The sequence below is a fragment of the Derxia lacustris genome, assembly GCF_002105195.1.
Classification (GTDB): Bacteria; Pseudomonadota; Gammaproteobacteria; order Burkholderiales; family Burkholderiaceae_E; genus Derxia; species Derxia lacustris.
In genome coordinates this window covers 106,566-132,878 of sequence record NZ_MUHU01000013.1, presented here as the reverse complement: position 1 = coordinate 132,878, position 26,313 = coordinate 106,566, and the positions used below count along the sequence as shown (strand labels likewise).

The following is a 26,313-nucleotide window of genomic DNA, read 5'->3' as shown; positions in this document are numbered from 1 at the left end:
CCGGTTCATAACTGCAATTCGACGGTGTGGCCGGCGCGTGCGATGCCCTGCACGCGCTGGCCATTGTCGAGCCTGATCCTGACGGTCTGGCCGGCTTCGGCCAGGTCGAGCGCCACGCCATCGGCACGGATGCTGAAGCCTGCGCCCACCAGCAGCACCTGCACCGGATCGCCGGGCGCCATCACCGGATCGCGCTTGAGCGCGCTCGACAACAGCGGCTGGCCGGCGGCGAAGGCGCGGGTGAGGCTGCGGCCCGCGAGACTGGCGGCGTCGGTGACGGCGGCCGTGCCGAGGCGCGCGAGTTCGCGTTCCTCGATGGCGAGATCGGCCTGTGCAAGCGGCGTGCCGGCGGCGATGTCGCGCGCCGCCACGACCACCGGCGCAAAGCGCTTCACGGTCACCGGCAGATAGACGGTCCAGTTCGGCGCCGCCGCGCCGGCAGTGCCGGCGGCGCAGCGCAGGCCGGCGCTCAGGCGGCCGGTCTCGGGCCGGGCGCCGGGCGGCACGAAGGCCTCGACGCTGGCGCAGGGCGGCGCCGGCAGCCGTGCATCGGGCTTGCCGACCTCGATCTCGATGCGGCCCGCGCCGGCCGGCAGCCGGGCCCGTACCGCCGCGTCCACGGCCGTGCGCCAACTGGCGTCGGCGACCGGCTCGGCGGCGGCGGCAGGCGCGGCCGCGAGCGCCGTCACCAGGCAGAGCGCGGCGAGCAGGGCAGGGCGGGCGAGACGGCGGTGGCTGGGCATGGCGGGCGCGAACGGCGATGAATCCTGCGTGATGAACGGCGGAAGTCCGAGGCCGACTCTAGGTTTGCCCTTGCCCCGGGAAGCACCGAACACCCGCGCAAAGGCAGGGCTTATCGGGCTCAGGAAGTGGCGCCGGCTTTCGATAATCCGACGCACCGACCGATTCCGGGGAGCGGGCATGTTCGACAAGCTGGGTTCATCGCTGGACGCCAATGCGCAGGCGCTGCGGCTGCGCGCCGACCGCCAGAAGGCGCTGGCGGCCAACATCGCCAATGCCGACACGCCCAATTACAAGGCGGTCGATTTCGATTTCGGCAAGGCGCTGGCGGCGGCCACCGGGCGCGGCACGAACCGTCCGACACCGGCCGGCCCGGCCGCCAATCTGGCCGGCACCGGTCCGGTGCATCTGCCGGTGCTGGCGCTGGCGCGCGCCGGCCAGGGTGCGTCGCCCGTGTCCGCCGCGGCGACCGAATCCGGCGGCGCCGCCGCCGCCGCGCCTTCTACCGCCACGGTGCTGGCCGCGACCGGCCGCCTTGCGCGCACCGACGCCGGCCATCTGGCGGGAACGCTTTCCACCGCCGCGCCCGACGCGCCGGCCATGAAATACCGCTCGGTGACCCAGCCGAGCATCGACGGCAACACGGTCGACTCCGATGTGGAGCAGGCCCGCTTCGCCGACAACACGCTGCGCTACGAGGCTTCGCTGCGCTTCCTGAACGGCCAGATCAAGACGCTGACCAGCGCCATCAGCGGTCAGCAGTCCTGACCGGCAACCTTCAAGGAGTTGAAAGATGTCCATGTTCAACATCTTCGACATCTCGGGCTCGGGCATCGCGGCCCAGTCCAAGCGGCTCAATGTCGTGGCCAGCAATCTCGCCAATGCCGAATCGGCGTCGGCCGACGAGGCCAATGTGTACCGCGCGCATCAAGTGGTGTTCCAGACCGTGCCCGGCAAGGACAAGGGCGAGAACGGCGTGAAGGTGGCCAAGATCGTCGAAGACACCACGCCGGCGCGCCGGGTGCACGACCCGGCCAACCCGATGGCCGGCGAGGACGGCTATGTCACCTATCCCAACGTGAATGCGGTCGAGGAGATGGTCAACATGATCTCGGCCTCGCGTTCGTACCAGAGCAACGTGGAGGTGCTGAACACCACCAAGTCGCTGCTCTCCAAGACCTTGCAGATGGGCGGCTGAGCATGGCGACCGAATTCACCATCAACAGCGCCGGCAAGGTCACCACCACGGCCGACTCGACCAGCAGCACCAAGACCAGCAGCTCGTCGGAATCGCAGGACCGCTTCCTCAAGCTGCTGGTGGCCCAGCTCAAGAACCAGGATCCGCTGAACCCGGCCGACAACGCCCAGATGACGAGCCAGATGGCCCAGATCTCGACGGTGGACGGTATCTCCAAGCTCAACGACACCATGAGTTCGCTGCTGGCCCAGGTGGGCGCGAGCCAGCAGCTCAACGCCACCTCGCTGATCGGCCACAGCGTGCTGGTCGACGGCGCCAAGATGCAGCTGTCGACCGCGAGCGACGGCAGCCGGGTGGCGGGTGGCGGCTTCGAGCTGGCCAATGCCGCCTCCAACGTGAAGGTCGAGGTCTACGACAGCGCCGGTGCGCTGGTCGATACCGTCGATCTCGGCAGCACCGCCGCCGGCACCCAGACCTTTGCCTGGGACGGCAAGAACAGCGCCGGCACCGACGCCAAGGACGGCTACTACAGCTTCAAGGTCGTGGCCAGCAACATGGCCAACGGCAACACCAGTTCGGTGGGCGCGACGGCCTTGTCGATCGCGCGCGTCGACGGCATCAAGCGCAGCACCGCCACCGACGGCAGCGTCACCACGCTGCTCGACCTGGGCGGCCTCGGCTATCACCCCCAAACCGACGTTCGCTCGGTGTACTGACAGGACCTCAGCTCATGGGCTTCCAGCAAGGACTTTCCGGCCTCAATGCCGCGTCGAAGAACCTCGATGTCATCGGCAACAACGTCGCCAACGCCAACACCATCGGCTACAAGGGCGCGCGCGCCGAGTTCGCCGACATGTTCGCCAACTCGATGCTCGGCAATTCGCAGACCATTCCGGGCATCGGCACGCGGGTGGCGGCCATCAGCCAGCAGTTCAACCAGGGCAACATCAGCGTGTCGTCCAATCCGCTCGACATCGCGGTGAACGGCAGCGGCTTCTTCCGGCTGGAAAACAACGGCGTCGTCACCTACACCCGCAACGGCCAGTTCCAGGTCGACAAGGACCAGTACCTCGTCACCTCGGGCGGCGAGCATGTGACCGGCTATGTGGCGGGGCCCGACGGCAGCATCACCGATGCCGCACCGGGCCGGCTGCGCCTGTCGACCTCGGCGATGGGCCCCAACATCACGGCGCGCGCCACCGCCACCGCCAACTTCGATTCGCGCACCACCACCGTGCCGAACACGCCGTTCAATCCGGTCGACAGCAGCACGTACAACAACGCCAGCGGCATGACGGTGTACGACAACCTCGGCAATTCGCATGCGGTGCAGCTGTACTTCACCCGGCCCGACTCGACCACCAGCGACTGGAACGTGTACGCGGTCGAGAACGGCACCACGCTCAACAACGGCGCGGCGGTCGGCACGCTGTCGTTCGCCAACGGGCTGCTGCCGTCCACCGCCACCACCAAGTTCGACATTCCGGTGCCGGCGGCCAATGGCGCGGCCGCCTTCACCTTCAATCTCGATTTCGCCGGCTCGACCCAGTACGGCGCGACCTTCGGCATGACCTCGATCACCCAGGACGGCTATTCGCCCGGGACGCTGGCGGGCTTCTCGATCGCCAACGACGGCACGATCCAGGGCCGCTACACCAACGGCCAGACCAAGGCCCAGGGGCGCGTGGTGCTGACCGACTTCGCCAATCCGCAGGGGCTGGCGGCGCTCGGCGACAACCAGTGGGCCGAGACCACCGCGTCGGGCCAGCCGGTGGTGGGCAAGGCCGGCACCGGCAACCTCGGGATGATGCAGTCGGGCGCGCTCGAAGAGGCCAACGTCGACCTCACCTCCGAGCTGGTCAACATGATTACCGCGCAGCGCACCTACCAGGCCAATGCGCAGACCGTGAAGACCATGGACTCGATGCTGCAAACGCTTGTGAACATGCGCTGAGGCTGACGCATGGACCGGATGATCTACACCGCGATGACCGGCGCCCGCACGCTGGTCGATCGTCAGGCAACGGTGTCGAACAACCTCGCCAACGCGAGCACCACCGGCTTTCGGGCCGAGATGGTTGCCTACCGCACCGCGCCCGTGATTCCGGGCCGGCCGGGCGAGGGACAGATGACGCGCTACCTGGCGGTCGACAGCACGACCGGCATCGATGTGACGCCCGGTCCGGTCGAAAAGACCGAGCGGCCGCTCGACGTGGCGATCGACGGGCCGGGCTGGCTGACGGTGCAGGCCGCCGACGGCAGCGAGGCCTACACCCGCGACGGCCGCTTCGAGATCGACAGCAACGGCCAGCTGGTCACGCGCGAAGGCTTGCCGGTACTCGGCGAGGGCGGCCCGATCACCGTGCCGCAGGACGCGCGCGTGGTGATCGGCCGCGACGGCAGCATCAGCGCGGTGTCGGGCGGCGACGTGAAGCAGATTCAGCAGCTCGGCCGGCTACAGATGGTCAATCCCGAGCCGACAAACCTGATGAAGCGCCCGGACGGACTCATCGGCACGCGCGACGGCAATCCGGCCGATCCGGATCCGGCGGTGAAGGTGGTGCAGGGCTCGGTCGAGGGCAGCAACGTGAGCCCGGTGGCCTCGCTGGTGGACATGATTGCGCTGGCCCGGCAGTTCGAGGTGCAGATGCAGCTCATCAAGAAGGCCGACGAGAACGGCCAGAAATCGCAGCAGCTGCTGTCGAACAGTTAACCGCAGGAGCCGCACCATGATGCGTTCACTCTGGATATCCAAGACCGGTCTCGATGCCATGCAGACCAAGATGGATGTCATCTCGAACAACCTGGCCAACGTGAGCACCAACGGCTTCAAGAAGTCGAATGCGGTGTTCGAGGATCTGCTGTACCAGAACATGCGCCAGTCGGGCGCGCAGAGCACCCAGCAGAGCGCGGTGCCGGCGGGCCTGCAGATCGGCACCGGCGTGCGCTCGCTCGCGACCACGCGGGTGCATACCCAGGGCAATCTCAACAAGACCGACAACAACCTCGATCTGGCGGTGAACGGCAACGGCTTCTTCCAGATCCAGCTGCCCGACGGCACCACGGGTTATTCGCGCGACGGCAGCTTTCATACCGACGCCAACGGCCAGATCGTGAATGGCGAGGGCTTTCCGGTGTCGCCGGCGATCACGGTGCCGCCCAATGCCACCAGCATCAGCATTGGCTCGGACGGCACGGTGACGGTGCAGCAGCAGGGCACGGTCACGCCGACCCAGATCGGCGCGCTCCAGCTGGCGTCGTTCATCAATCCGGCCGGGCTGGAGAGCAAGGGCGGCAATCTGTATTCGGAAACCGCGTCCTCGGGCACGCCGCAGACCGGCACGCCGGGCGCCAACGGCATGGGCACGATCAACCAGGGCTATGTCGAAACCTCGAACGTGAACGTGGTGGAAGAGCTGGTCAGCATGATCCAGACCCAGCGCGCCTACGAGATCAACTCCAAGTCCATCACCACCTCGGACCAGATGCTGCAAAAGCTCACGCAGATCTAGCGCGGGCTTGGTCGGGAGCGGCGGTATCGGCTTCCAACAAGCAAGAAAACTCTGGCGCGCCGGCAGCAGGGCGCGTTTTCGGACCCCGTCGCCGCGTGTCGGTGCCGGGGTCTTTCTGTTGCTGGCGGGCCGGCGTCGGTGCCAGGGCCGGAACCACCCCGCTTTTCGCCGCTTTGCCGATTAAGGCATTGGCGACCATGGCCGTAGGAAGCTTTCCGTCGGCGTTCGCGCGCCGCTTGCCGCCATGTCCAGGTTCCGCACGTCGTTTCTTCTTGTCTTGCCGTCGTGGCGCGCGCTGCCGCTGGCGGGCGCCTTTGGCTGCGCAGCGCTGCTGGCCGGCTGTGCCTCGGGGTTGCCGCCGCGCGTGGAAATCACCACGCCGACCACGGTGCGGCCGCAGCCGCAGCAGCAGCTGGCGCTGGCGACCGGCTCGATCTATCAGGCCGGTGGCGGCGGCAATTTCCGGCCGCTGTTCGAGGACCGGCGCGCGCGCTACGTGGGCGACACGATCACCGTGCAGATCTCGGAAAAGACCACCGCGTCGAGCAAGCAGTCGACCAACTCCGAGCGCAAGACCGACATGACGGCCAGCTCGCCGTCGATCACCGGCTTCCTCGGTCCGCTCAAGGTGCCGGGCATCAGCGCCACCGTCGGCTCGGACAGCAAGTTCGACGGCAAGGGCCAGGCGGCGGCCGACAACCTGTTCACCGGCACCGTCACCTGCACCGTGATGGAGGTGCTGAGCAACGGCAACCTGGTGATTGCCGGCGAGAAGCAGGTCGGCATCGGCCAGAACATGGAAGTGCTGCGCCTGACCGGCGTGGTCAATCCGGCCACGGTGCTCAACGGCAATGTGGTGGCGTCGACGCAGATCGCCGACGCGCGGCTCGAAACCCGCGGCAAGGGCAGCATCGACGATGCGCAGACGACCGGCTGGCTGCAACGTTTCTTCAATACCTGGTCGCCGTACTGAACGGAGTCGCCGTGCAATACATGAATCGCTTCTACCTCTTTGTGCTGGCCGTCGCGATCGGCTTCGGCTGGGCGCACGACGCGCGCGCCGACCGCATCAAGGATGTGGCGAGCATTGCCGGCGTGCGCGACAACCAGCTGGTGGGCTATGGCCTGGTGGTGGGCCTCGACGGCACCGGCGACCAGACCACGCAGACGCCGTTCACGGTGCAGAGCATCCAGAGCATGCTGGGCCAGATGGGCGTGAACCTGCCGCCGGGCCAGTCGCTGCAACTCAAGAACGTGGCCTCGGTGATGGTGACGGCGGCGCTGCCGGCGTTTGCCGCGCCGGGCCAGCCGCTCGACGTGACCGTGTCGTCGATGGGCAATGCCAAGAGCGTGAAGGGCGGCACCCTGCTGATGACGCCGCTCAAGGGCGCCGACGGCAATGTGTACGCGATCGCCCAGGGCAATGTGGTGGTGGCGGGCGCGGGCGCCTCGGCCGGCGGCTCGAAGGCGCAGGTAAATCATCTGGCGGCCGGGCGCATTCCGGGCGGCGCCACGGTGGAACGCGCGGTGGCCAGCCCCTTTGCCCAGGGCGACAGCCTGCGACTCGATCTGTTCAGCAGCGACTTCTCGGTGGCGCGCCGCGTGGTCGATGCGATCAACCGCAATCTGGGCACCGGCACGGCGCGCGCGCTCGACGGCCGTTCCATCGAAGTGCGGGTGCCGGTCGAGTCGAACGACCGCGTGGCCTTCCTCGGCCAGCTCGAAGAGATCAACGTGGATGCGAGCGGCTCGGCGGCCAAGGTGGTCATCAACGCGCGCACCGGCTCGATCGCGATGAACCAGAACGTGACGCTGGAGCCGGCGGCCATCGCCCACGGCAACCTCTCGGTCACGATCAGCTCCACGCCCGTCATCAGCCAGCCCAATGCGCTGTCGGGCGGGCAGACGGTGGTGGCGCAGCAGAGCGACATTTCCATCAAGGCCGATCCGGGCAAGCTCATCCTGCTGCCGGGCGCGGCCAAGCTGGCCGACGTGGTCAAGGCGCTCAACACGCTGGGCGCCACGCCGCAGGACCTGCTGGCGATTCTCCAGGCCCTCAAGGCCAGCGGCGCGCTGCGCGCCGAACTCGAAATCATCTGACGAAGGGCGGACCCGCAATGGCTTTCTCGAATGCGATCGACACCAGTTCCGGCAATGGCCTTGCCACCGATGCACGCACGCTCGACAGCCTGCGCGCGAATGCCTCGAAGGATCCGAACAAGGCCTTGCGCGGCGCGGCCCAGCAGTTCGAGTCGGTGTTCATGAACACGCTCGTCAAGAGCATGCGCGACACCGTGCCCCAGGGCGAGCTGAGCGGCGGCAACGAGGCCAAGACCTATCAGGGCATGTTCGACCAGGAACTGGTGGCCTCGCTCGGCAAGGCCAACGGCGGCAAGGGCGTGGGGCTGGCCGACATGGTGGTGCAGCAGCTGGCCAAGGGCCTGCATGTCGAGGAGCCCGATTCGGCCCGGCTGCAGAAGCTGGAGGCCGCCACGCGTGGCGCCGAGGACAACGGCGCCGACGCCGGCACGGTGCAGAAGAACGGCCGCCGCGCGAGCTTTGGCGCGGTGAGCACCGCGACCGCCAATGCCAACGCCACCACGCCGGCCACCGGCGGCGCCCAGGGCTTCGTGCGCCAGATGTGGAACGAGGCGCGCGAGGCCGAATCGCGCACCGGCGTGCCGGCGCAATACATGATCGGCCAGGCGGCGCTCGAAACCGGCTGGGGCAAGAAGCAGATCGTCGGCCGCGACGGCACGCCGAGCCACAACCTGTTCGGCATCAAGGCCACGCCCGACTGGAAGGGCAAGACCGTCGATGCCGTGACGACCGAGTACGTCAACGGCAAGGCGGTGCAGCGCACGGAAAAGTTCCGCGCCTACGACAGCTATGCCGACTCGTTTGCCGACTATGCGCAGATCGTCGGCAACAAGCCGCGTTATGCGGCCGCGCTCCAGCAGAACTCGGCACGCGGCTTTGCCACCGCGCTCCAGTCCGCCGGCTATGCCACCGACCCGGCCTATGCCGACAAGCTGACCGCCACCATCAACACCGCGCTGCGGCTGTCGCGCACCGCCTGAGCCGGGCCGCTGTTCCATCGATCGGGCCGGCTACAGAGCCGGCGCCGGCGGCCGAAATCACAGACGTCGGGCGCGCACGCCGCGCCCATCCCGCCAACCTTCGAGGGCGACGAGCATGACCGCATCCCTGATGTCGATCGGCCGGTCGGGGCTGAATGCCGCGAGCATGGGCATCGCCACCACCAGCCACAACATCGCCAACGTCAACACGCCGGGCTATGCGCGCCAGCAGATCACGCAGCGCGCCTCCATCGGCTCGCAGAGCGGGTCGACGGTGCAGGGCATCGGCGTGGACGTGACCGGCGTGACCCGGGCCGCCAACGCGCTCATCACCGCCCAGGTGAACAGCGCGACCGCGGCGGCCAGCTCGGCCAGCACCCAGCAGAACCTGCTGAACCGCGTGGCCGATCTGCTGACCCAGACCGAGACCAGCATCACCCAGGCCGCCGACGATTTCTTCGGCGCGATCCAGGACGCGACCGCGCGCCCGACCAGCCAGGCCGACCGCCAGTCGGTGCTGTCGAAGGCCAACTCGTTCGCGGTGCGCACTTCCGACCTCGATGCCCAGCTCGGCTCGATGACGGCGCAGATCGGCCAGGATCTCAACACCTCGGTCGTGCGCGTGAATGCGATGGCGCAGCAGATCGCCCAGCTCAACGACCAGATCGCGACCCAGGTCGGCTCGGGGCTGACGCCGAACGATCTGCTCGACCAGCGCGACTCGCTGATCCGCGACATGTCGAAGGACATCAAGGTGAACTCGCTGCAAATGCCCGACGGCCGGGTGCAGCTGTTCCTGGCCTCGGGCGATCCGCTGGTGCTGCAAGGCTCGGTCGGCCGGCTGTCGGTGCAGCCCGGCGATTCCGATCCGTCGAGCTATGCGATCGCCATTGCCGGCGCCGGCACCGGCGGCGCGTCGCACCAGCTCAAGGACGGCATCGATCTGGGCGGCACCATCGGCGGCGACCTGCTGGTGCAGAGCGACATCGCCTCGGCGCGCAACAACATCGGCCGCATCGCGGCCTCGGTCGGCTCGGCCTTCAATGTGCAGCAGGCGCTCGGCAACGACGCCGAGGGCAATGCGGGGCTGCCGATGTTCTCGCTCGGCCCGGCCCGGGTGGTGGCGCTGCCCACCACCACCGGCCGGGTGACCATGAGCATCAGCGATCCGACCCAGCTCAAGGGCTCGGACTACCGGCTCGCCTACGACGGCAGCCAGTGGTCGATGACCCGGCTGACCGATGGCGTCACCACCACCTTCTCGGGCCTGCCGTCGCCCAGCTCCATCACCTCGTCCGACGGCATCAAGGTGGATGTGGGCTCGGTCAATGCGCAGGCCGGCGACGTGTTCATCCTGCAACCCACGCGCGAGGCGGCATCCGACTTCCGCATGCTGCTGCGCGATACCGCCAAGCTGGCCTCGTCCAATCCGGTGATCGGCCAGGCGACCGGCACCAACACCGGCACCGGCAGCATCACCGCGGTGACGGTCGACGGGCCGACGCGCGATCCCAATCTGCTGCAACCGGTCACGCTCAACTTCACCAGCGCCACCGACTTCACCTACAGCGTCAACGGCGGCACGGCCCAGTCGGGCAAGCTCGACGCCAACGGCAAGTTCAGCCTCAACGGCTGGAGCCTGACGATGGCCGGCGTGGCGCGCAGCGGCGACAGCTTCACCATCGGCCCGACGGCCAACAGCACCGGCGACAACCGCAATCTGGTTGCGATGGCGGCCATCGCCAAGAACCCGGTGGCCGACAACCAGACGCTCACCAGCCTCAACACCGAGCTGGCCGGCACCGTCGGCAACCGCGCCGCCTCGATGGCGATCGAGACCACGGCCAGCAGCCATCTGCTCGACCAGATCACCACCGAGGAGCAGAGCGTCTCGGCGGTGAATCTGGACGAGGAAGCGACCAACCTGCTCAAGTACCAGCAGGCCTATCAGGCGGCGGCCAAGTCGATTTCGATCGCCGACGACATGTTCAAGACCTGGCTCACGCTGGCCGGCTGACCGACCGAGGATTCCCATGCGCATCGCAACCGTCACCATGAATCAGCTGGGCGCCACCGGCATCTCGCGCAGCCAGAGCGAGCTGTACCGGGCCCAGCTCCAGTTCGCTTCGGGCAAGCGCATCAACTCGGCGGCCGACGACCCGTCGGGCGCGGTGCGCGCCGCCGAGCTCACGGTGCAGAAGGACACGACCGGCCAGTACGCGCGCAACATCGCCAACGCCAAGAACACCATGCAGTTCACCGACTCGGTGCTGGCCAACATCAGCGACACGGTGCAGGGCGCGCGCGAATCGATGCTGCAACTGGGCAATGCCGCGCTCGCCGGCAGCGACCGCAAGCAGATCGCCACCGCGATGCGCGGCAAGCTCGACGAGCTGGTCAATCTGGCCAACACCCAGGACGAGTCGGGCCGCTACATCTTTGCCGGCTACCGCGACGACACCCGGCCGGTGCAGTTCTCGGGCGGCATCGCCAACTACACCGGCGACAACGGCCAGAAGCAGCTCGACCTGTCGAGCACCGTCAGCACCACCACCAACACCTCGGGCTCGGAGCTGTTCTTCGACGTGAAGGGCGGCAATGGCGTGATCGAGACCGCCGCCGCCAGCGGCAACACCGGCGCGGCCAAGATCGATGCCGGCATGGTCAGCACGCCGACGGCGCTGACCAGCGCGGCCTACAGCATCAAGTTCAAGGTCGCTGCCGGCGTGACCACCTACGACGTGATCGACAAGAGCACCGGCGCCAATCTGGTGTCGGGCGCGCCCTACAACGACGGCAGCCAGATTTCGGTCGGGCCGGCGCTGTCGGTGTCGATCAAGGGCACGCCCAACAATGGCGACAGCTTCGACGTGGGCCCGGCGCAGACGCGCGACATTTTCACTACCATCCGTGCGGTGTCGGATGCGGTCGACAAATGGTCGTCGGGGCAGATCAGCGATTCGGTGCTGAGCGATTCGCTGCGCATCGGGCTGGCGAATCTGGATCGCGGTTTCGACCGTATCGAGCAGGTGCGCAACCGCTTCGGCAACCAGCTGGCCGAGATCGACCGCCAGTCCGACATCAATGCGCTGCGCAGCAACGACGTGGCTGGCCGGCTGTCGGACGTGGTCGATCTGGACATGGCGGCGGCGGCGTCGCAGCTGTCGGCGGCGCAGACCGGCTACGAGGCGCTGAGCAAGGTGGTGTCGTCGGTGTCCAAGCAGAACCTGTTCAACTACATCTGATCGGAACGACATGGTGGGTCGACGGCCCGGCGAGGGCAATGCCGGGGACGAGGCGCCGAGCCCGGCGCTGGCGGCAGCACGCACGGCGGGCGAGCCGCTCGACCGGCTGGCGCTCGGCGGCGAGGCGGCGGCGGCGCGACTGCTCGAAGTGGTGGTGGCGCGCGATCCGCTCGCCCGCATGCTCGACCGGCTGCGCGAGCTGCTCATGGCGGCCGGCTGTGCGCGCTGCATGCTGGTGGTGTTCCGCGACGGCGAGCGGCCCGAGCGCATTGCCGGCGCCGGCGACGGCGAAGGTCTGTGGGGCGGTCATCGGTTGCGCGAGGTGGCGCTGGCCTTCGACGGCGTGACCGACGCGCTGCGGCGCTGGCTGTCGCACGAGGAGATCCTGACCGTGCGCACCGTGGCCGAGACCGGCCAGCGCCATGCCGCGCTGCTCAGCTTCGACGTGGCAGCCGATGCCGATGCCGGCGCGCTCTACGCGTTTGCGGCACGCGCGCTGCGCACGCTGGCGGTCTATCTGCGCGCCGGCTACGAGCGCGACGAGGCGCTGCGGCGCGAGCTGGCCGAGGCCGCCGCGCTGCGCCATGAACTCGAGAGCTTCAATCACGCGGTGTCGCACGACCTGCGCGCGCCGGTGCGGCGCATCCAGGGTTTCGCCCGGCTCATCGAGGAAGACTTCGCCCAGCTGCTGCCCGAGCATGGCCATGCCTATGTGCAGCGCATCGAATCGCTCTGCGACCTGATGCTGGGCATGTGCAGCGGCCTGCTGGCGGTGTCGCGCGGCGCCGCCGATGCGCTCGCGCGCGAGTCGGTCGATCTGGGCCGCATCGCGCGCCAGATCTGCGCCGACCTGATCGACACCGAACCGCAGCGCCAGGGCCGGCTCACGGTGCGCGGCGACGTGGTCGCCTGGGCCGACGCCAACATGATGAAGGCGCTGCTGGAGAACCTGCTCGGCAACGCCTGGAAATTCACCCGCAACTGCCCGTTCGCCGAGATCGAGCTGGGCGCCCGCATGCAGGGCGGCGGACTGGTCTATTACGTTCGTGACAATGGGGTCGGGTTCGACCTCGCCAAAAGCGATAAGCTTTTCCAATTGTTTTCGCGGCTGCATGGCGAAAACGAATTTCCCGGAACGGGCATCGGTCTGGCGACCGTCAGTCGCATCGTCAGACGCCACGGTGGCCGCATCTGGGCCGATGCGCGCACCGGCCAGGGCGCGACGTTTTTCTTCACGCTTGGCGGTGCGGAGGGCAGCCCGCCCTGAGCCGCAGCAGGCAGGTTGGCGCTCCATGACCGATGCACAAGACAGCAAGCCCCACATCCTGGTCGTCGACGACGATCGGCTGGTGCTCGCCACGCTGGTCAACGGGCTGACCGACGCCGGTTTTCATGTGACCGAGACCGACAACGGCGACGACGCCATTCTTCTGGCGCGCGAGGTCGATCCCGACATCGCGCTGCTCGACATGCGCATGAACGGCCTGAGCGGCATGGACGTGGCGCGCTATCTCAAGGCGCATACCGGCGTGCCCTTCATGTTCCTGTCGGCCTTCGGCGATCCCGAAATCGTCAGCGAGGCGACCGCGCTCGGCGCGCTTGGCTATCTGGTCAAGCCGCTCGAAATCAAGCAGATCGTGCCGGCCATCCGCGCCGCGCTCGGTCGCGCCGCCGAGCAGCGCCAGCGCCGCGAGCCGCGTGCGGCCGACGCCGCCGGCCTGCCCGATCTCGATCTGGCGGCGCAGGCGGTGGCCGAGCGCCATCGTCTCGATCTCGATACCGCACGCGTGCGCATCGCCGAGCAGGCGGCGGCGCTCGGCTGCCCGGTCGAGCAGCTGGCCGCCCAGCTGGCTCAGGCGGTGCGCCTCATCGACTCGCTCGCGCGCTGAAGCGCAGGGGCGATGCTGCATCGCGGCATGCCCGCCGGCCAGCGCCGCCGGTTGCCGCCGTTGGCAGGCCTGTTCGTCCTTTCTCGCGCTCCAGTTTTCCGGTGACCTGCCGATCACCCGATTGAGGCGCGCGCCGTGTGGTGTCACGCGCCGGACAACACGCGAGGAAATCCCCCATGCCACAAGTGAGCCGCGCGGCAAACGAATGCGTCCTGCTCGTCGATGACGATCCGGTGGCGCGCGCGCTGACGGCGGCCGTGCTCGGCGCGCAGCATTTGCGCGTCGTCGAGGTCGATTCCGGTCAGGCCGCGCTCGACAGCTTCGAGGAAGTGCGCCCCGATTGCGTCGTGCTCGATGCCGTCATGCCCGGGCTGGACGGCTTTGCCGCCTGCCGCGAGTTGCGCCGTCTGCCGCATGGCCGGCATGTGCCGGTGCTGATGCTGACCGGCCTCGACGACGAGCGCTCGATCGAGCAGGCCTACGAGGCCGGCGCGACCGATTTCTTCGTCAAGTCGCAGCAATGGATGCTGCTGGCGCACCGGGTGCGCTATCTGCTGCGCTCGGCGCGGCTGCATGTCGAGCTGGAGCGCAGCCGGGCCCGGCTGGCCAAGGCGCAGGCGCTGGCGCGTCTGGGCAACTGGGACTGGAATGTGCGCGGCCAGCAGCTGCATGCCTCGCGCGAGGTGTTCCGCATGCTCGGCCTGCCCGAACGGCTCGGCCGCATCGACCGCCAGCGCTTTCTGTCGCGGCTGCATCCCGACGATGTGGCGCCGATGCGCGGCATGATCGAGCGCATCTGCGTGACGCGCGCGCCGCAGCAGGTCGAGCTGCGCCTGCTGCGCGACGACGGCAGCCTGGTGCATGTGCAATGCGAGGGCGAGGTCGATGCGGAGGAGGGCGGCCGGGTGGTGCGCATCTCGGGCACCTGCCTCGACATCACCCAGCGCAAGGAGGCCGAGCAGCGGGTGCGCGCGCTGGCCGAATTCGATGTGCTGACCGGGCTGCCCAATCGCCGGCTGTTCAACATGCGCATCGAGGAATGCATCGCGCGCCAGGGCGTGGGCGGCCATGTGGCGCTGCTGTTCCTCGATCTCGACCGCTTCAAGAACGTCAACGACACCCAGGGCCATACCGGCGGCGACGCGCTGCTGGTGGAGGTGGCCCGGCGCCTGACCGACGCGGTGCGGCGCAACGATCCGGCGCGCGCCGCCGACCATCTGGTGGCGCGGCTCGGCGGCGATGAATTCGTGGTGCTGCTCCAGGGCGAGGCCGGCGCCGCGATGGCCGAGTCGGTGGCCGCCGACATCCTGGCGCGGCTGCGCGAGCCCTTCGTGATCCAGGGCGTGGAGAACTTCGTCACCGGCTGCGTCGGACTGGCGCGCTATCCCGACGACGGCCAGAGCGCCGAGACGCTGATGCGTTGCGCCGATGCCGCCATGTATGCGGTGAAGGCGGCCGGCGGCGATGCGCTGCGCGCCTACTCGCCCGACCTGATCGCCGAGCGGGTGCGGCGCTGGGAGATCGAGAGCGACCTGCACAAGGCGCTGGAGCGCAACGAGCTGGTGCTGCACTACCAGCCGCAGATCGACGTGCGCAGCGGCCTGGTGGTGAGCGCCGAGGCGCTGATGCGCTGGAACCGGCGCGGCGAGCAGATTTCGCCGGCCCAGTTCATCCCGGTGGCGCAGGAGTCGGGGCTCATCATTCCGATGGGCGAATGGGCGATCCGCGAGACCGCGCTGCAAATCCGCCGCTGGCGCGATGCCGGCATGGGCCAGCTGCGGGTGGCGGTGAATGTGCCGAGCATGCATTTCCAGCGCGCCGACCTGTCCAAGACCGTGCGCGAGGCCTGCCGCGACGCCGACATCCAGCCCGACCTGATCGAGCTCGAGATCACCGAATCGATGCTGATGCAGGACCTGTCGCGCACCGTGGATGCGCTGGTCGAGCTGACCGAGCTGGGCGTGAAGCTGGCGGTCGACGACTTCGGCACCGGCTATTCCTCGCTCGCCTACCTCAGACGCTTTCCGCTCGATGCGCTGAAGATCGACCGTTCCTTCGTGCACGACCTGCGCAACGGCTCGGATGCCGAGGCCATCATCGAAGCCATCATCGCGATGGCCCGCACGCTCCACCTCAAGGTGATTGCCGAGGGCGTGGAAACCGCCGAGCAGGCCGGGCTGCTGTACCGCGTGGGCTGCCATGTGATGCAGGGCTTCCTGTTCGGCCGACCGCAACCGGCCGAGGAGTTTGCCGGCCTGCTGATCCGCCAGCAGCGCGAGGGCGGACTGCCGGAATGGGCCCAGCTGCCGCGCACCGCCGTCCCCTCCCTCCCGCGTCTCCTGCGAAACAAAGCCCACCAATGATCGACAGAAAGCCAAACATGCGTGCCTATCGCCGCTTCGGCGTCGATCTGAACCGGCGCCCGGCCGATGCCGCGGCGCTCGACGGCATGGCCGACGGTGCGCGGATCGAAGCTGCCGCGCGTCCGGCCGCGCCGCCGTCCGCCGACGCGCCGGCCGATCCGCGCCAGGAGGCGCAGGCCTGGTCGGCGCTGCTGCTGCGCCTGGTGCGCGAGCTCGATCGCCACCATCCGGCCTGCGACGGCGCGCGCAAGCGCGAGGCGCTGCTGCGCGCGCTCTGCCTCGCCGATCCCGATCCGACCCAGCTGCGCGGGCGCATCGCCGGCGTGATCGACGACTGGAGCCGCAGCACCGCCACCACGCCCGAGCCGGCGGCCCGGAGCACCGCCACGCTGGCCGGACTGAGCCGCGAGGCCGCCGCGAGCGCCGCCGGGCTCGGCGTCGCCGCCGCGGTCGGCACGGCGACCAACATCCTCGAAGGCAATCTCGACAATCCGGCCATCCCCGACAAGCTGCGCGACCTGCTCTCGCTGGTGCTCGACAACATCGCCCGGCTCACGCCCGAGCACCGGCTGCTCGAAGGCCAGGTGGAGCAGATCCGCGATGCGCTGGCGGTGCCGCTCACCGCCGAGGCGCTGGCGGCGGTGGAGGCCCAGCTGCGCCAGCTGATGGTGCGGCAGGCGGCGATCCGTCAGCGCGTGGAGGAAGCCAAGGCGGCGATCAAGGAAATGGTCGCGATCATGATTGCGCGGCTCGCCACCATGGCCGACACCACCGGCGGCTATACCGAGCGGCTCGACCGCTATGCCGGCTCGATCCGCCAGGCCAGCGACCTGCCGGCACTGACCGACGTGGTGCGCCGGCTGCTCGACGACACGCGCCATCTCACCACCGACATGACCCGCGCGCGCGACGAGATCAGCTTTGCCAAGCAGCGCGTTCAGGAGCATGAAAACCGCGTGGAATCGCTGGAGCGCGAGCTGCAACGCATCAGCGCGCTGGTGCGCACCGATCCGCTCACCGAGACGCTGAACCGGCGCGGTTTCGAGGAGGCCTATGCGGTCGAGCTGGCGCGCGCCGAGCGCAGCGGCGAGCCGATCGCGGTCGGCCTGCTCGATCTCGACGACTTCAAGAACATCAACGACCAGCACGGTCACCAGACCGGCGACATGGCGCTGCGCTATCTGGCCGACGTGATGCGCGCCTGTCTGCGGCCGGTGGATGCGATCGGTCGCTACGGAGGCGAGGAGTTCGCCATCCTCATGCCCAACACCCGGCCCGACGAGGCCGCCGCGACGATGCAGCGCATCCAGCGCGAGCTGACGCGGCGCATCTTCATGCACGACAACCAGCGCCTGCTGGTCACCTTCTCGGCCGGCGTCGCCGATGTGAATGTGCTGCTCGGCCTGGCCGAGGCGCTGGAGCGCTGCGACGCGGCGATGTACACCGCCAAGCGCGCGGGCAAGAACCGGGTGCTGGTCGCGGCCTGAGCGCGTCGCGGCCCGTGGCAGGGCTGCGTGCGATCATCGCCGCCGCCATGAAACCCATCTCGATTTCCCGTCTTGCTTTCCGCGCCGACCTGGGTCGGCGCCTTGTTTTCTCAGCCGCGCTGACGCTGCTGGCGGCCCTGCCGGGCTGCGCCGGACTGGGCGGATCGGCGGCCACGCCGCAAGCGCCGGTGACCGCGCCGGCACAGACGCCCGCCGCATCCGCACCCGCCACGCCGACCGTCACTGCGCCGGCGCATCCGCCGGTGGCCGCTGCCGGCAGCGATCCGGCGCGACCGGCTGGCGCAGCGCCAGTGGCGCGGCCGCGCATCGGGCTGGCGCTCGGTGGTGGCGCGGCGCGCGGCTTTGCCCACATCGGCGTCATCAAGGTGCTGGAGGCCCAGGGCATCACGGTCGACTACATCGCCGGCACCAGCGCCGGCAGCGTGGTCGGCAGCCTGTACGCCTCGGGGCTCGACGGCTACGGCCTGCAACAGCTGGCGCTGACGATGGATGAATCGCTGTTCGCCGACTGGGCGCTTGGCGGGCGCTCGATGTTTCGCGGCGAGGCCATCGCCGGCTGGATCAACCGCAGCGTCGGCAACCGCACGATCGAGCAGTTCAAGCGGCCGCTCGGCATCGTCGCGACCCGGCTGTCCAACGGCGAGAGCGTGCTGTTCCAGCGCGGCAATGCGGGCGCTGCGGTGCGCGCGTCGTCGGCGGTGCCGGGCGTGTTCGCGCCGGTGACCATCGGCGGCGTGGAGTACGTGGACGGCGGGCTGACCTCGCCGGTGCCGGTGCGCGCGGCGCGCCGCATGGGCGCCGACTTCGTGATCGCGGTCGACATCTCGTCCGACCCAGCCGGTCAGCCGGTGGCCAGCGTGACCGATCTGCTGCTGCAAACCTTCACGATCATGGGCAAGTCGATCAACCGCTTCGAGCTGGGCGAGGCCGATGTGGTGATCCGGCCGGCGATCACCAGCGGCTCGGCCGATTTCGCGGCGCGCCATCAGGCGGTGCTGGCGGGCGAGCGGGCCGCCACGGCGGCGCTGCCCGAGCTGCGCCAGAAGCTGGCGGCGCGGCGCGCGGGGCCGGTGGCTGCGGCCACCGAGCCGGCACCGCGCTAGCGGGCCGGCGCCGGCCGGGGCGCTCAGTGCGCCGACTTGCCCGGCTTGGCGCCCTTGTCGTCGGTCAGCCGGCCGAGTGCCGCCGGATCGACCGCGCCCTGGAACATGCGGCGCGCGCCGTTCCAGTGCTTGCTCCAGTACTCGTCGCCCAGGTCGTCGATGCGCACCTTGCCGCCGCTCGCCGGCGCGTGCACGAAGCGGCCGTCGCCGAGGTAGATGCCCACATGCGAGAAGGCGCGCCGCAGCGAGTTGAAGAACACCAGATCGCCCGGCTTGAGTTCTTCCTTGCCCACATGCGAGCCGATGTCGGCCATGTCGGACGCGCGGTGCGGCAGCACCACGCCCCAGGTGCGCATGAAGGTCCAGCGCACCAGCCCCGAGCAGTCGAAGCCCGATTCGGGCGAGGTGCCGCCGTAGCGGTAGCGCACGCCGATCAGCGACAGCGCGTTCGACAGCATTTCGCCGGCGCGCGCGACGATCGGCAGCTTGCCGTTGCCGGCCGGTTGCGTGGTGGCGGCGGCGTCGGGCGGACTGCCGAGGTAGCGCGCCCAGCCCTCGGGCGTGGTCGGCAGCGCCTGCGAGAACTCGGGTGCGGCACTGGCCGGCTCGGGCATCTGCTGTGCGAAACCGGTGGCGGGCAGGGCGCCGAGCGCCGCAACCGCGCCGATGAACGCGAAAGCCGCAATCCCCTGGCGGGCGCGGCGGGCTGGCATCGGGCGGGTCGCGGGCGTGTTCTGCATCCGGCTTTCTTGCGTCTTGGTGCCCGGAACCGGCGGCGGTAGCGTCGGCGGGCTGGCTTTGGGGTCGGCGGACTCTAGGCGAAACCGGCCGACCCTGTCAAAGATGTCCAGCCAGAAGCTTGATCGCGGCTTACTTTGCGCTTTTGAGCCCATCTGGCGCCGTGTAAGCTCGATCACAGCGCTTATTCACTCGGTCACCCAATGGCATCCAGCGGCTTTCCCAGCGTCATCGACACCTTCCCGAGCGTGCCCGAACACCGCCCGCCGCGCGCCGAAGGCGATGTGCGCATCCTCGTGGTGGACGATTCGCGGCTGGTGCGCACCTCGATCATCAATCACCTCAAGGGCGTGTTCGACCATGTCGAGGCCAACGATGGCGAGGCCGCCTGGGCGCTGCTCAACGAAGACCCGACCATCCGCGTCGTCATCTCCGACCTGGCGATGCCGCGACTCGACGGCTACGGCCTGCTCGAACGCATCCGCGGCTCGGCCGATGCGCGCATCCGCCGGCTGCCGGTGGTCATCATGTCGGGCGACGAGGAGGAGGCGGCACGCGCCGCCGCGCTCGGCGCCACCGAGTTCATCACCAAGGGCGTGCTCACGGTCGAGCTGATCGCGCGGCTGCATGTGCTGGTGCGGCTGGCGCGGCAGTGGCAGGAGATCGAGTCGGCCAAGGCCCAGCCGCTGATGGTGGAAGGCGCGACCGGTCTGGCCTCGCGCGCCTACTTCGACGCCCAGGCCGACAAGATGTGGGCGTTCTCGCGCCGCCACGGCATCGATTTCATCGTGATGTGCGTGCGGCTCGACGACATTCGCGGCCTCGCGCCCGAGCTGGCCGGCGTGCGCGGCGCGATCACCGAGCGGGTGTTCGGCTTCATCGCCGAGATGCTCAACAAGGCGGTGCGCACCGAGGATTGCGTGACCCGCGCCGGCGACAGCGAGTTCATCGTCGGCACGATGGGCATTTCGCCGATCGGCGCCATCAAGTTCGCGCAGCGGCTGTCGCAGGCCATCGCCCGGGCGCGCGTGAGCCACGGCGGCCATGAGCTGACCGTGACCGCCAGCTTCGGCATCGCGGCGGCCAGCCAGTCGGAGGTGCAGACGCCGTCCGGCCTGCGCGACATCGCGGTGCGGCGCGCGCTGGTGGCGCAGCGCGCCGGCGGCGGCCGGGTGGTCGGCATGGTCGAGGAAAGCCTCGAACAGGGCGCGCCGGTAGCCGATGAATTCGAGCTGCCGCCCATGACCATCGCCGAGGCGCTCAACCTGATTGCGCGCGGCCGCGAGCGCGAGGTGCTGCCCTATCTCAAGCTGCTGTCAGGGCAGATCGGGCCGCTGGTGCGGCTGCTGGAGCAGCAGGGCGAGACGTTCAGTCGGCAGTAAGTCCGTCCGGTCACATTCCCCGCCCATACAGCCCCGAATGGAACGGGGAGGGTCGGCCCTGCCGCAACGGTCGGGCCAAGTCTGGGGAGACACACGATGTCGCAGCAAAACGCCTACGAGGCATTCCACCAACGCTCGATCGACGACGCCGAAGGTTTCTGGGGCGAGCAGTCCGCCCTCATCGACTGGAAGGACGCGCCGCAGCAGGTGCTCGACTTCTCGAATCCGCCGTTCGCGCGCTGGTTCGTGGGCGGCACCACCAACCTGTGCCACAACGCGGTCGACCGCCATCTGGCCGAGCGCGGCAATGAGCCGGCGCTGATCTTCATCTCGACCGAGGTCGACGTGGAGCGGACCTACAGCTTTGCCGAGCTGCACCGCGAGGTGAACAAGGTGGCGGCGGCCTACCGGGCGCTGGGCGTCGGCAAGGGCGACCGCGTGCTCATCTACATGCCGATGATTCCCGAGGCGCTGTTCGCGATGCTGGCGGCAGTGCGCATCGGCGCCGTGCATTCGGTGGTGTTCGGCGGCTTCGCGAGCCATTCGCTCGCGACCCGCATCGACGACGCCACGCCGGCCCTCATCGTCAGCGCCGACGCCGGCGCGCGCTCGGGCAAGGTCGTCGAATACAAGCCGCTGCTCGACGCCGCCATCGACCTGGCCGCGCACAAGCCGCCCAAGGTGCTGATGGTCGACCGCGGTCTGGCCAGGTACGCGCCGGTCGAAGGCCGCGACGTCGACTACGCGACCATCGTCGCCGAGCATGCCGACGCCGAGGTGCCGGTCGAATGGCTGGAGTCGAACGAGCCGAGCTACATCCTCTATACCTCGGGCACGACCGGCAAGCCCAAGGGCGTGCAGCGCGATACCGGCGGCTACGCGGTCGCGCTGGCCGCGTCGATCAAGTACATCTACCAGGGCAAGGCGGGCGAAGCCTTCTTCTCGACCAGCGACATCGGCTGGGTCGTGGGCCACAGCTACATCGTCTACGGGCCGCTGCTGGCCGGCATGGCCACGGTCGTGTACGAAGGCACGCCGCTGCGCCCCGACGCCGGCATCTGGTGGCAGATCGTCGAGAAGTACAAGGTCAGCCTGATGTTCTCGGCGCCGACCGCGATCCGCGTGCTCAAGAAGCAGGACCCGGCGCTGCTGAGCAAGTACGACCTCAGCTCGCTGCGCGCGCTGTTCCTGGCCGGCGAGCCGCTCGACGAGCCGACCGCGCAATGGATTTCGGATGGCATCGGCAAGCCCATCCTCGACAACTACTGGCAGACCGAAACCGGCTGGCCGATTTTGTCGGTGGCGCGCGGCGTCGAAGCCGACATGCCGATCAAGTTCGGTTCGCCGGGTCGGCCGACCTACGGCTACAACGTCAAGCTGCTCAACGAGCAGGGCGAGGAAACCGCCGCCGGCGAGAAGGGCGTGATCGCCGTCGTGCCGCCGCTGCCGCCGGGCTGCATGACCACCATCTGGGGCGATGACGCGCGCTTCGTGAAGACCTACTTCACGAGCTTCCCGAACGCCCAGTTCTACTCGACCTTCGACTACGGCCTGCGCGATGCCGACGGCTATTTCTTCGTGCTGGGCCGCACCGACGATGTCATCAACGTCGCTGGCCACCGTCTCGGCACGCGCGAGATCGAGGAAAGCATCAGCAGCCACAACGCGGTCGCCGAAGTGGCCGTGGTCGGCGTCGCCGACCAGCTCAAGGGCCAGGTCGCGGTGGCCTTCGCCATCGTCAAGGACGCCGCGCTCGTCGCCACGCCCGAAGGCGCCAAGAAGCTCGAAGCCGAGATCTTCAAGGTGGTCGACGGCCAGCTCGGCGCGGTCGCGCGGCCGTCGCGGGTTCACTTCGTGACCGCGCTGCCCAAGACGCGCTCGGGCAAGCTGCTGCGCCGTGCCATGCAGGCCCTGTGCGAAGGCCGCGATCCGGGCGATCTGACCACCATCGACGACCCCGTCGCATTGCAGCAGTTGCGCACGGCGGTCGGCCGCGACTGATCGATGCGGGTCACCCGCGTTGAAGATGCCTCCTACAATCCGGCACCTTCAACGCGGCTTTGCGCCACTGGCCCGACATGTTCGATTGGCTTCTCTCCGGCTGGTTCTGGTCCAGCCTCGTCAGCACGCTGCTGCTGCCGCCGGCCTCGCCGCTGCTGCTCATCGCGGCGTCCATCGGCCTGATGCCGCGTCGGCCCAATCTGGGCTGGCTGCTGCTCATCCTGGCTTTCACCTTCCTCTGGCTGGCGTCCACCAACTATGTGGCGCTGTCGGCCCAGCGCATCTATCTGAACGGCGTGCGGCCCTTCGACCCGGCCACGCTGCCGCATTTCAAGCCCGAGTTCCGGCCGACCGCCATCGTGGTGCTTGGCGGCGGGCGGGTGCTGCGCGCCGCCGGCGAGCGCGGCCAGACCGAGGATCTGGGCGATGCCTCGATCGCGCGGCTGCGTCAGGCGGTGCATGTGGCGCGCGCCACGCGGCTGCCCATCACCGTGAGCGGCGGCCGGCCCGAGGGCGGCGACTGGTCCGAGGCGGCGATCATGGCGCGCGTGCTGAGCGACGACTTCGCGCTGCCGGCGCGCTATGTGGAAGAGGATTCGACCAGCACCACCGGCAACGCCTCGCGGGTGGCCCGGATGCTGATTCCGGCCGGCATGAGCAACATCATCCTGGTGACCGATGCGGTGCACATGCCGCGCGCGCGCGCGGCGTTTGCCGAGGCCGGTTTCACGGTCTATGCGGCGCCGGTGCCGCCGCGCCTGCCCAATCCGATCAATCCGCGCGAATGGCTGCCGACCGCCGATGCGCTCGGCACGTCGCGTGCGCTGCTGCGCGAGCTGGCCGCGCTGGCCTGGTTCCACATCAGCGCCACCTACCGCCACGCGCCGCGCTGAGCGCTCGTCACGAGGCGTCGCGCCGAGCGGCGAGGCTCGCGCCGAGCCTTCAGGCGGCCGGCTGACCGGCCACGGCCAGCGCGGTCGCCGCATCGGCGCCGAGCAGGCGCTGCACCACCGGCCAGGCGCGCTGCGCATCGCCGCTGGTGGTGAATTCGACGCCTGCGGCGGGCGCCACGAGCTGCCCGGCCGGCGGCGCGATCTCCGTCTGCACCCGGCGCAGCAGCTCGCGCGCAATGGCCGGCGCGGTATCGACGATGCGGGCGCCCGCTGCCGCCTCGGCGATGGCCTCGATCAGAAACGGATAGTGGGTGCAGCCGAGCACCAGCGTGTCGGCGCCGCGTTCCAGCAGCGGCTCGACCACGGCGCGCACCCGGGCGCGCGCGGCCGCAGTCCCGGCCTCGCCGCGCTCGACCAGTTCGACCCAGCCGGCGCCGGCGGCTTCCACGAACCGCACATGGCGGTTGGCCGCCGCCATGCGGTCGCGCAGCCCGGCATAGCGCGCGCTGGCCAGCGTGCCGCGCGTGGCCAGCACGCCGACCGTGCCGCTGCGCGTGAGCGCCGCTGCCGGCTTGAGCCCCGGCTCGACGCCGACGATGGGCAGGCCGTGGATGTCGCGCAGCCCGTCGATGGCCGCCGCCGTGGCGGTATTGCAGGCCACCACGATGGCCTGGGCGCCGCGCCCGACCAGCCAGTGGGCGATCGCCTGACTGCGCTCGCGCACAAAGGCATCGCTGCGCCCGCCGTAGGGCGCATGGCCCGAATCGGCGAAATACACCAGCCGGGCCGAGGGCAGGGCGGCGCGGATCTCGCGCAGCACCGACAGGCCGCCCAGCCCGGAATCGAAAACGCCGACGGTCAGCGGAGCGCCGGCTTGCGCCGCGTCCGCCGATCCGTCGGCGCTTGCCGGAGCGGCCAGCCCCGAGGGGCCGGCAACTGCCTCGGGCATCAGGCCGCCTTGGCCGGGAAGTTCGCGATGATTTCCTTCCACTTCACCGGGCCGGTGTTGTGCACCGATTCGCCGGTGGAATCGACCGCGACCGTCACGGGCATGTCGGTCACGTCGAATTCGTAGATGGCTTCCATGCCCAGGTCCTCGAAGCCGACCACCTTGGCCGCCTTGATCGCCTTGCTCACGAGGTAGGCCGCGCCGCCCACCGCCATGAGGTAGGCGCGCTTGTGCGCCTTGATCGATTCGATGGCGCCCGGGCCGCGCTCGCTCTTGCCGATCATCGCGATCAGGCCGGTCTGGCCGAGCATGGTGTCGGTGAACTTGTCCATGCGGGTGGCGGTGGTGGGGCCGGCCGGGCCGACCACTTCGTCGCCGACCGGATCGACCGGGCCCACGTAGTAGATGACGCGGTTGGTGAAGTCGACCGGCAGCTTCTCGCCCTTGGCCAGCATGTCGGCGATGCGCTTGTGCGCGGCGTCGCGGCCGGTGAGCATCTTGCCGTTGAGCAGCAGGGTCTGGCCCGGCTTCCAGGACGCCACTTCCTCGGGCGTGAGCGTGTTGAGGTCGACGCGCTTGCTCTGCTCGGTGTTGGCGGTCCACGTCACCTTCGGCCAGTCTTCCAGCGACGGCGGCGTGAGCACGGCCGGGCCGCTGCCGTCGAGGTGGAAGTGACAGTGCCGCGTGGCGGCGCAGTTGGGGATCATCGCCACGGGCAGGTTGGCCGCGTGGGTCGGGTAGTCGAGGATCTTGACGTCGAGCACGGTGGTCAGGCCGCCCAGGCCCTGCGCGCCGATGCCGAGCGCATTGACCTTGGTGTACAGCTCGATGCGCAGCTCTTCGAGCTTGTTGGCCGGGCCGCGCGCGAGCAGCTCGGCCATGTCGACCGGCGCCATCAGCGATTCCTTGGCCAGCAGCATCGCCTTCTCGGGCGTGCCGCCGATGCCGATGCCGAGCAGCCCCGGCGGACACCAGCCGGCGCCCATCGACGGCACCGTCTTCACCACCCAGTCGACGATGCTGTCGCTCGGGTTGAGCATGGCCATCTTGGTCTTGGCTTCCGAGCCGCCGCCCTTGGCCGCGCAGATGACTTCGACATGGTCGCCCGGGACGATCTCGTAATGGATGACCGCCGGCGTGTTGTCCTTGGTGTTCTTGCGGCCGAAGGCCGGGTCGTTGAGCACCGACGCGCGCAGCACGTTCTCGGCATAGCCGTTGTAGGCCCGGCGCACGCCCTCGTTGATCATGTCGGCCAGGCTCAGCGTGGCTTCCCACTTCACGTCCATGCCCACCTTGATGAACACGGTCGCGATGCCGGTGTCCTGGCAAATGGGGCGATGGCCTTCGGCCGACATGCGGCTGTTGGTCAGGATCTGCGCGATGGCGTCGCGCGCTGCCGGGCTTTGCTCGCGTTCATACGCGGCGCCGAGGGCCTGGATGTAATCGATCGGGTGGTAGTAGCTGATGAACTGGAAGGCATCCGCGATGCTTTGAATCAGGTCTTCCTGCTTGATCGTGCTCATGGCCGTGGCGCCTTGAAGAAGGGGAGCAATCAACGCGTCGCGGGCTTCCCGCGTCGCTCGTGACGGCGCGCGCAGGCCTAGGGCCTACCGCAGACTGCGGGGATGCGCGCCGAGAAGCCGGCGATTTTAATCGGGCCGGACTGACCCTCTCTTGACTGGCGCCCGCGACGCATTTCTGCGGCAGCATT

General features: G+C 69.1%; 23 protein-coding genes. 19 read left to right on the top strand and 4 right to left on the bottom strand.

The window, feature by feature from the left end:
• Positions 1 to 5: 5 nt before the first annotated feature.
• Entirely contained in the window at positions 6 to 743 is a 738-nt protein-coding gene (flgA, locus tag B9P64_RS13625; protein ID WP_176256838.1) for a flagellar basal body P-ring formation chaperone FlgA, read from the bottom strand.
• A 178-nt stretch (positions 744 to 921) separates the two neighbouring features.
• Here flgA and B9P64_RS28050 point away from each other — a divergent pair, with 178 nt between their 5' ends.
• The 16 genes from B9P64_RS28050 to B9P64_RS13545 all read left to right on the top strand — a co-directional run bounded on the left by B9P64_RS28050 (position 922) and on the right by B9P64_RS13545 (position 18,639).
• Positions 922 to 1,509: a flagellar basal body rod protein FlgB gene (locus B9P64_RS28050; RefSeq protein ID WP_235840006.1), complete on the top strand. Its 588-nt coding sequence runs from the start codon at positions 922 to 924 to the stop codon at positions 1,507 to 1,509.
• A 25-nt stretch (positions 1,510 to 1,534) separates the two neighbouring features.
• Complete coding sequence (gene flgC / locus B9P64_RS13615) at positions 1,535 to 1,939, top strand: flagellar basal body rod protein FlgC (protein ID WP_085316798.1); 405 nt, start codon at positions 1,535 to 1,537, stop codon at positions 1,937 to 1,939.
• A gap of 2 nt (positions 1,940 to 1,941) precedes the next feature.
• Complete coding sequence (locus B9P64_RS13610) at positions 1,942 to 2,655, top strand: flagellar hook assembly protein FlgD (protein ID WP_085316797.1); 714 nt, start codon at positions 1,942 to 1,944, stop codon at positions 2,653 to 2,655.
• Positions 2,656 to 2,669: 14 nt separating this feature from the next.
• Positions 2,670 to 3,893 carry a flagellar hook protein FlgE gene (gene flgE, locus B9P64_RS13605; protein WP_085316796.1) on the top strand — a complete coding sequence of 408 codons (1,224 nt, stop codon included), beginning with the start codon at positions 2,670 to 2,672 and terminating at the stop codon, positions 3,891 to 3,893.
• Between the two features lie 9 nt (positions 3,894 to 3,902).
• Positions 3,903 to 4,652 (top strand): flagellar basal-body rod protein FlgF, encoded by a 750-nt coding sequence (gene flgF, locus B9P64_RS13600; protein WP_085316795.1) that lies wholly within the window; start codon positions 3,903 to 3,905, stop codon positions 4,650 to 4,652.
• A gap of 16 nt (positions 4,653 to 4,668) precedes the next feature.
• Positions 4,669 to 5,451, top strand: a complete 783-nt coding sequence (gene flgG / locus B9P64_RS13595; RefSeq protein WP_085316794.1) for a flagellar basal-body rod protein FlgG — start codon at positions 4,669 to 4,671, stop codon at positions 5,449 to 5,451.
• A gap of 244 nt (positions 5,452 to 5,695) precedes the next feature.
• The gene (locus B9P64_RS13590) at positions 5,696 to 6,424 is read left to right on the top strand and encodes a flagellar basal body L-ring protein FlgH (protein WP_085316793.1); all 729 of its coding nucleotides are present in this window, start codon (positions 5,696 to 5,698) and stop codon (positions 6,422 to 6,424) included.
• A 20-nt stretch (positions 6,425 to 6,444) separates the two neighbouring features.
• Positions 6,445 to 7,551: a flagellar basal body P-ring protein FlgI gene (locus B9P64_RS13585; protein WP_085316827.1), complete on the top strand. Its 1,107-nt coding sequence runs from the start codon at positions 6,445 to 6,447 to the stop codon at positions 7,549 to 7,551.
• 17 nt (positions 7,552 to 7,568) lie between these two features.
• A complete protein-coding gene (gene flgJ / locus B9P64_RS13580; RefSeq protein WP_085316792.1) occupies positions 7,569 to 8,531 on the top strand; it encodes a flagellar assembly peptidoglycan hydrolase FlgJ in 963 nt (320 codons plus the stop codon).
• A gap of 115 nt (positions 8,532 to 8,646) precedes the next feature.
• Entirely contained in the window at positions 8,647 to 10,548 is a 1,902-nt protein-coding gene (gene flgK / locus B9P64_RS13575) for a flagellar hook-associated protein FlgK (RefSeq protein ID WP_085316791.1), read from the top strand.
• 16 nt (positions 10,549 to 10,564) lie between these two features.
• Entirely contained in the window at positions 10,565 to 11,776 is a 1,212-nt protein-coding gene (flgL, locus tag B9P64_RS13570) for a flagellar hook-associated protein FlgL (protein WP_085316790.1), read from the top strand.
• Positions 11,777 to 11,786: 10 nt separating this feature from the next.
• The gene (locus B9P64_RS13565; protein WP_085316789.1) at positions 11,787 to 13,043 is read left to right on the top strand and encodes a sensor histidine kinase; all 1,257 of its coding nucleotides are present in this window, start codon (positions 11,787 to 11,789) and stop codon (positions 13,041 to 13,043) included.
• Between the two features lie 25 nt (positions 13,044 to 13,068).
• Complete coding sequence (locus B9P64_RS13560) at positions 13,069 to 13,665, top strand: response regulator (protein WP_085316788.1); 597 nt, start codon at positions 13,069 to 13,071, stop codon at positions 13,663 to 13,665.
• A 176-nt stretch (positions 13,666 to 13,841) separates the two neighbouring features.
• A complete protein-coding gene (locus tag B9P64_RS13555; RefSeq protein WP_085316787.1) occupies positions 13,842 to 16,028 on the top strand; it encodes a putative bifunctional diguanylate cyclase/phosphodiesterase in 2,187 nt (728 codons plus the stop codon).
• A 17-nt stretch (positions 16,029 to 16,045) separates the two neighbouring features.
• On the top strand, positions 16,046 to 17,515 hold the full coding sequence (locus B9P64_RS13550; protein ID WP_085316786.1) for a GGDEF domain-containing protein: 1,470 nt from the start codon (positions 16,046 to 16,048) through the stop codon (positions 17,513 to 17,515).
• Positions 17,516 to 17,604: 89 nt separating this feature from the next.
• Complete coding sequence (locus tag B9P64_RS13545) at positions 17,605 to 18,639, top strand: patatin-like phospholipase family protein (protein WP_407919689.1); 1,035 nt, start codon at positions 17,605 to 17,607, stop codon at positions 18,637 to 18,639.
• 23 nt (positions 18,640 to 18,662) lie between these two features.
• Here the strand turns inward: B9P64_RS13545 and B9P64_RS13540 are convergent, their stop codons facing one another.
• A complete protein-coding gene (locus B9P64_RS13540; protein ID WP_235840005.1) occupies positions 18,663 to 19,352 on the bottom strand; it encodes a C40 family peptidase in 690 nt (229 codons plus the stop codon).
• Positions 19,353 to 19,580: 228 nt separating this feature from the next.
• Here B9P64_RS13540 and B9P64_RS13535 point away from each other — a divergent pair, with 228 nt between their 5' ends.
• From B9P64_RS13535 to B9P64_RS13525, 3 genes are all read left to right on the top strand, one after another.
• Positions 19,581 to 20,759 (top strand): GGDEF domain-containing response regulator, encoded by a 1,179-nt coding sequence (locus B9P64_RS13535; RefSeq protein WP_085316784.1) that lies wholly within the window; start codon positions 19,581 to 19,583, stop codon positions 20,757 to 20,759.
• A 96-nt stretch (positions 20,760 to 20,855) separates the two neighbouring features.
• Positions 20,856 to 22,760: a propionate--CoA ligase gene (locus B9P64_RS13530; protein WP_085316783.1), complete on the top strand. Its 1,905-nt coding sequence runs from the start codon at positions 20,856 to 20,858 to the stop codon at positions 22,758 to 22,760.
• 77 nt (positions 22,761 to 22,837) lie between these two features.
• Complete coding sequence (locus B9P64_RS13525) at positions 22,838 to 23,653, top strand: YdcF family protein (protein ID WP_085316782.1); 816 nt, start codon at positions 22,838 to 22,840, stop codon at positions 23,651 to 23,653.
• 49 nt (positions 23,654 to 23,702) lie between these two features.
• Here B9P64_RS13525 and murI read toward each other — a convergent pair whose 3' ends face one another.
• Together murI and B9P64_RS13515 are read right to left on the bottom strand one after the other, a co-directional pair.
• Positions 23,703 to 24,602, bottom strand: a complete 900-nt coding sequence (murI, locus tag B9P64_RS13520) for a glutamate racemase (RefSeq protein WP_085316781.1) — start codon at positions 24,600 to 24,602, stop codon at positions 23,703 to 23,705.
• Positions 24,602 to 26,125 (bottom strand): fumarate hydratase, encoded by a 1,524-nt coding sequence (locus B9P64_RS13515; RefSeq protein ID WP_085316780.1) that lies wholly within the window; start codon positions 26,123 to 26,125, stop codon positions 24,602 to 24,604. Before B9P64_RS13515 ends, murI begins: the two co-directional genes overlap by 1 nt.
• Positions 26,126 to 26,313: the final 188 nt, after the last annotated feature.

What these genes read in the sequence shown, in the direction of transcription:
- B9P64_RS13515 (WP_085316780.1), bottom strand. Translation starts at nt 26,125, where the DNA reads ATGAGCACGATCAAGCAGGAAGACCTGATTCAAAGCATCGCGGATGCC.
- flgC (WP_085316798.1), top strand. Translation starts at nt 1,535, where the DNA reads ATGTCCATGTTCAACATCTTCGACATCTCGGGCTCGGGCATCGCGGCC.
- murI (WP_085316781.1), bottom strand. Translation starts at nt 24,602, where the DNA reads ATGCCCGAGGCAGTTGCCGGCCCCTCGGGGCTGGCCGCTCCGGCAAGC.
- B9P64_RS13590 (WP_085316793.1), top strand. Translation starts at nt 5,696, where the DNA reads ATGTCCAGGTTCCGCACGTCGTTTCTTCTTGTCTTGCCGTCGTGGCGC.
- flgE (WP_085316796.1), top strand. Translation starts at nt 2,670, where the DNA reads ATGGGCTTCCAGCAAGGACTTTCCGGCCTCAATGCCGCGTCGAAGAAC.
- flgA (WP_176256838.1), bottom strand. Translation starts at nt 743, where the DNA reads ATGCCCAGCCACCGCCGTCTCGCCCGCCCTGCCCTGCTCGCCGCGCTC.
- B9P64_RS13535 (WP_085316784.1), top strand. Translation starts at nt 19,581, where the DNA reads ATGGCATCCAGCGGCTTTCCCAGCGTCATCGACACCTTCCCGAGCGTG.
- B9P64_RS13585 (WP_085316827.1), top strand. Translation starts at nt 6,445, where the DNA reads ATGAATCGCTTCTACCTCTTTGTGCTGGCCGTCGCGATCGGCTTCGGC.
- B9P64_RS13565 (WP_085316789.1), top strand. Translation starts at nt 11,787, where the DNA reads ATGGTGGGTCGACGGCCCGGCGAGGGCAATGCCGGGGACGAGGCGCCG.
- B9P64_RS13525 (WP_085316782.1), top strand. Translation starts at nt 22,838, where the DNA reads ATGTTCGATTGGCTTCTCTCCGGCTGGTTCTGGTCCAGCCTCGTCAGC.
- B9P64_RS13550 (WP_085316786.1), top strand. Translation starts at nt 16,046, where the DNA reads ATGCGTGCCTATCGCCGCTTCGGCGTCGATCTGAACCGGCGCCCGGCC.
- B9P64_RS28050 (WP_235840006.1), top strand. Translation starts at nt 922, where the DNA reads ATGTTCGACAAGCTGGGTTCATCGCTGGACGCCAATGCGCAGGCGCTG.
- B9P64_RS13555 (WP_085316787.1), top strand. Translation starts at nt 13,842, where the DNA reads ATGCCACAAGTGAGCCGCGCGGCAAACGAATGCGTCCTGCTCGTCGAT.
- flgL (WP_085316790.1), top strand. Translation starts at nt 10,565, where the DNA reads ATGCGCATCGCAACCGTCACCATGAATCAGCTGGGCGCCACCGGCATC.
- B9P64_RS13560 (WP_085316788.1), top strand. Translation starts at nt 13,069, where the DNA reads ATGACCGATGCACAAGACAGCAAGCCCCACATCCTGGTCGTCGACGAC.
- flgF (WP_085316795.1), top strand. Translation starts at nt 3,903, where the DNA reads ATGGACCGGATGATCTACACCGCGATGACCGGCGCCCGCACGCTGGTC.
- flgJ (WP_085316792.1), top strand. Translation starts at nt 7,569, where the DNA reads ATGGCTTTCTCGAATGCGATCGACACCAGTTCCGGCAATGGCCTTGCC.
- flgG (WP_085316794.1), top strand. Translation starts at nt 4,669, where the DNA reads ATGATGCGTTCACTCTGGATATCCAAGACCGGTCTCGATGCCATGCAG.
- B9P64_RS13530 (WP_085316783.1), top strand. Translation starts at nt 20,856, where the DNA reads ATGTCGCAGCAAAACGCCTACGAGGCATTCCACCAACGCTCGATCGAC.
- flgK (WP_085316791.1), top strand. Translation starts at nt 8,647, where the DNA reads ATGACCGCATCCCTGATGTCGATCGGCCGGTCGGGGCTGAATGCCGCG.
- B9P64_RS13610 (WP_085316797.1), top strand. Translation starts at nt 1,942, where the DNA reads ATGGCGACCGAATTCACCATCAACAGCGCCGGCAAGGTCACCACCACG.
- B9P64_RS13540 (WP_235840005.1), bottom strand. Translation starts at nt 19,352, where the DNA reads ATGCCAGCCCGCCGCGCCCGCCAGGGGATTGCGGCTTTCGCGTTCATC.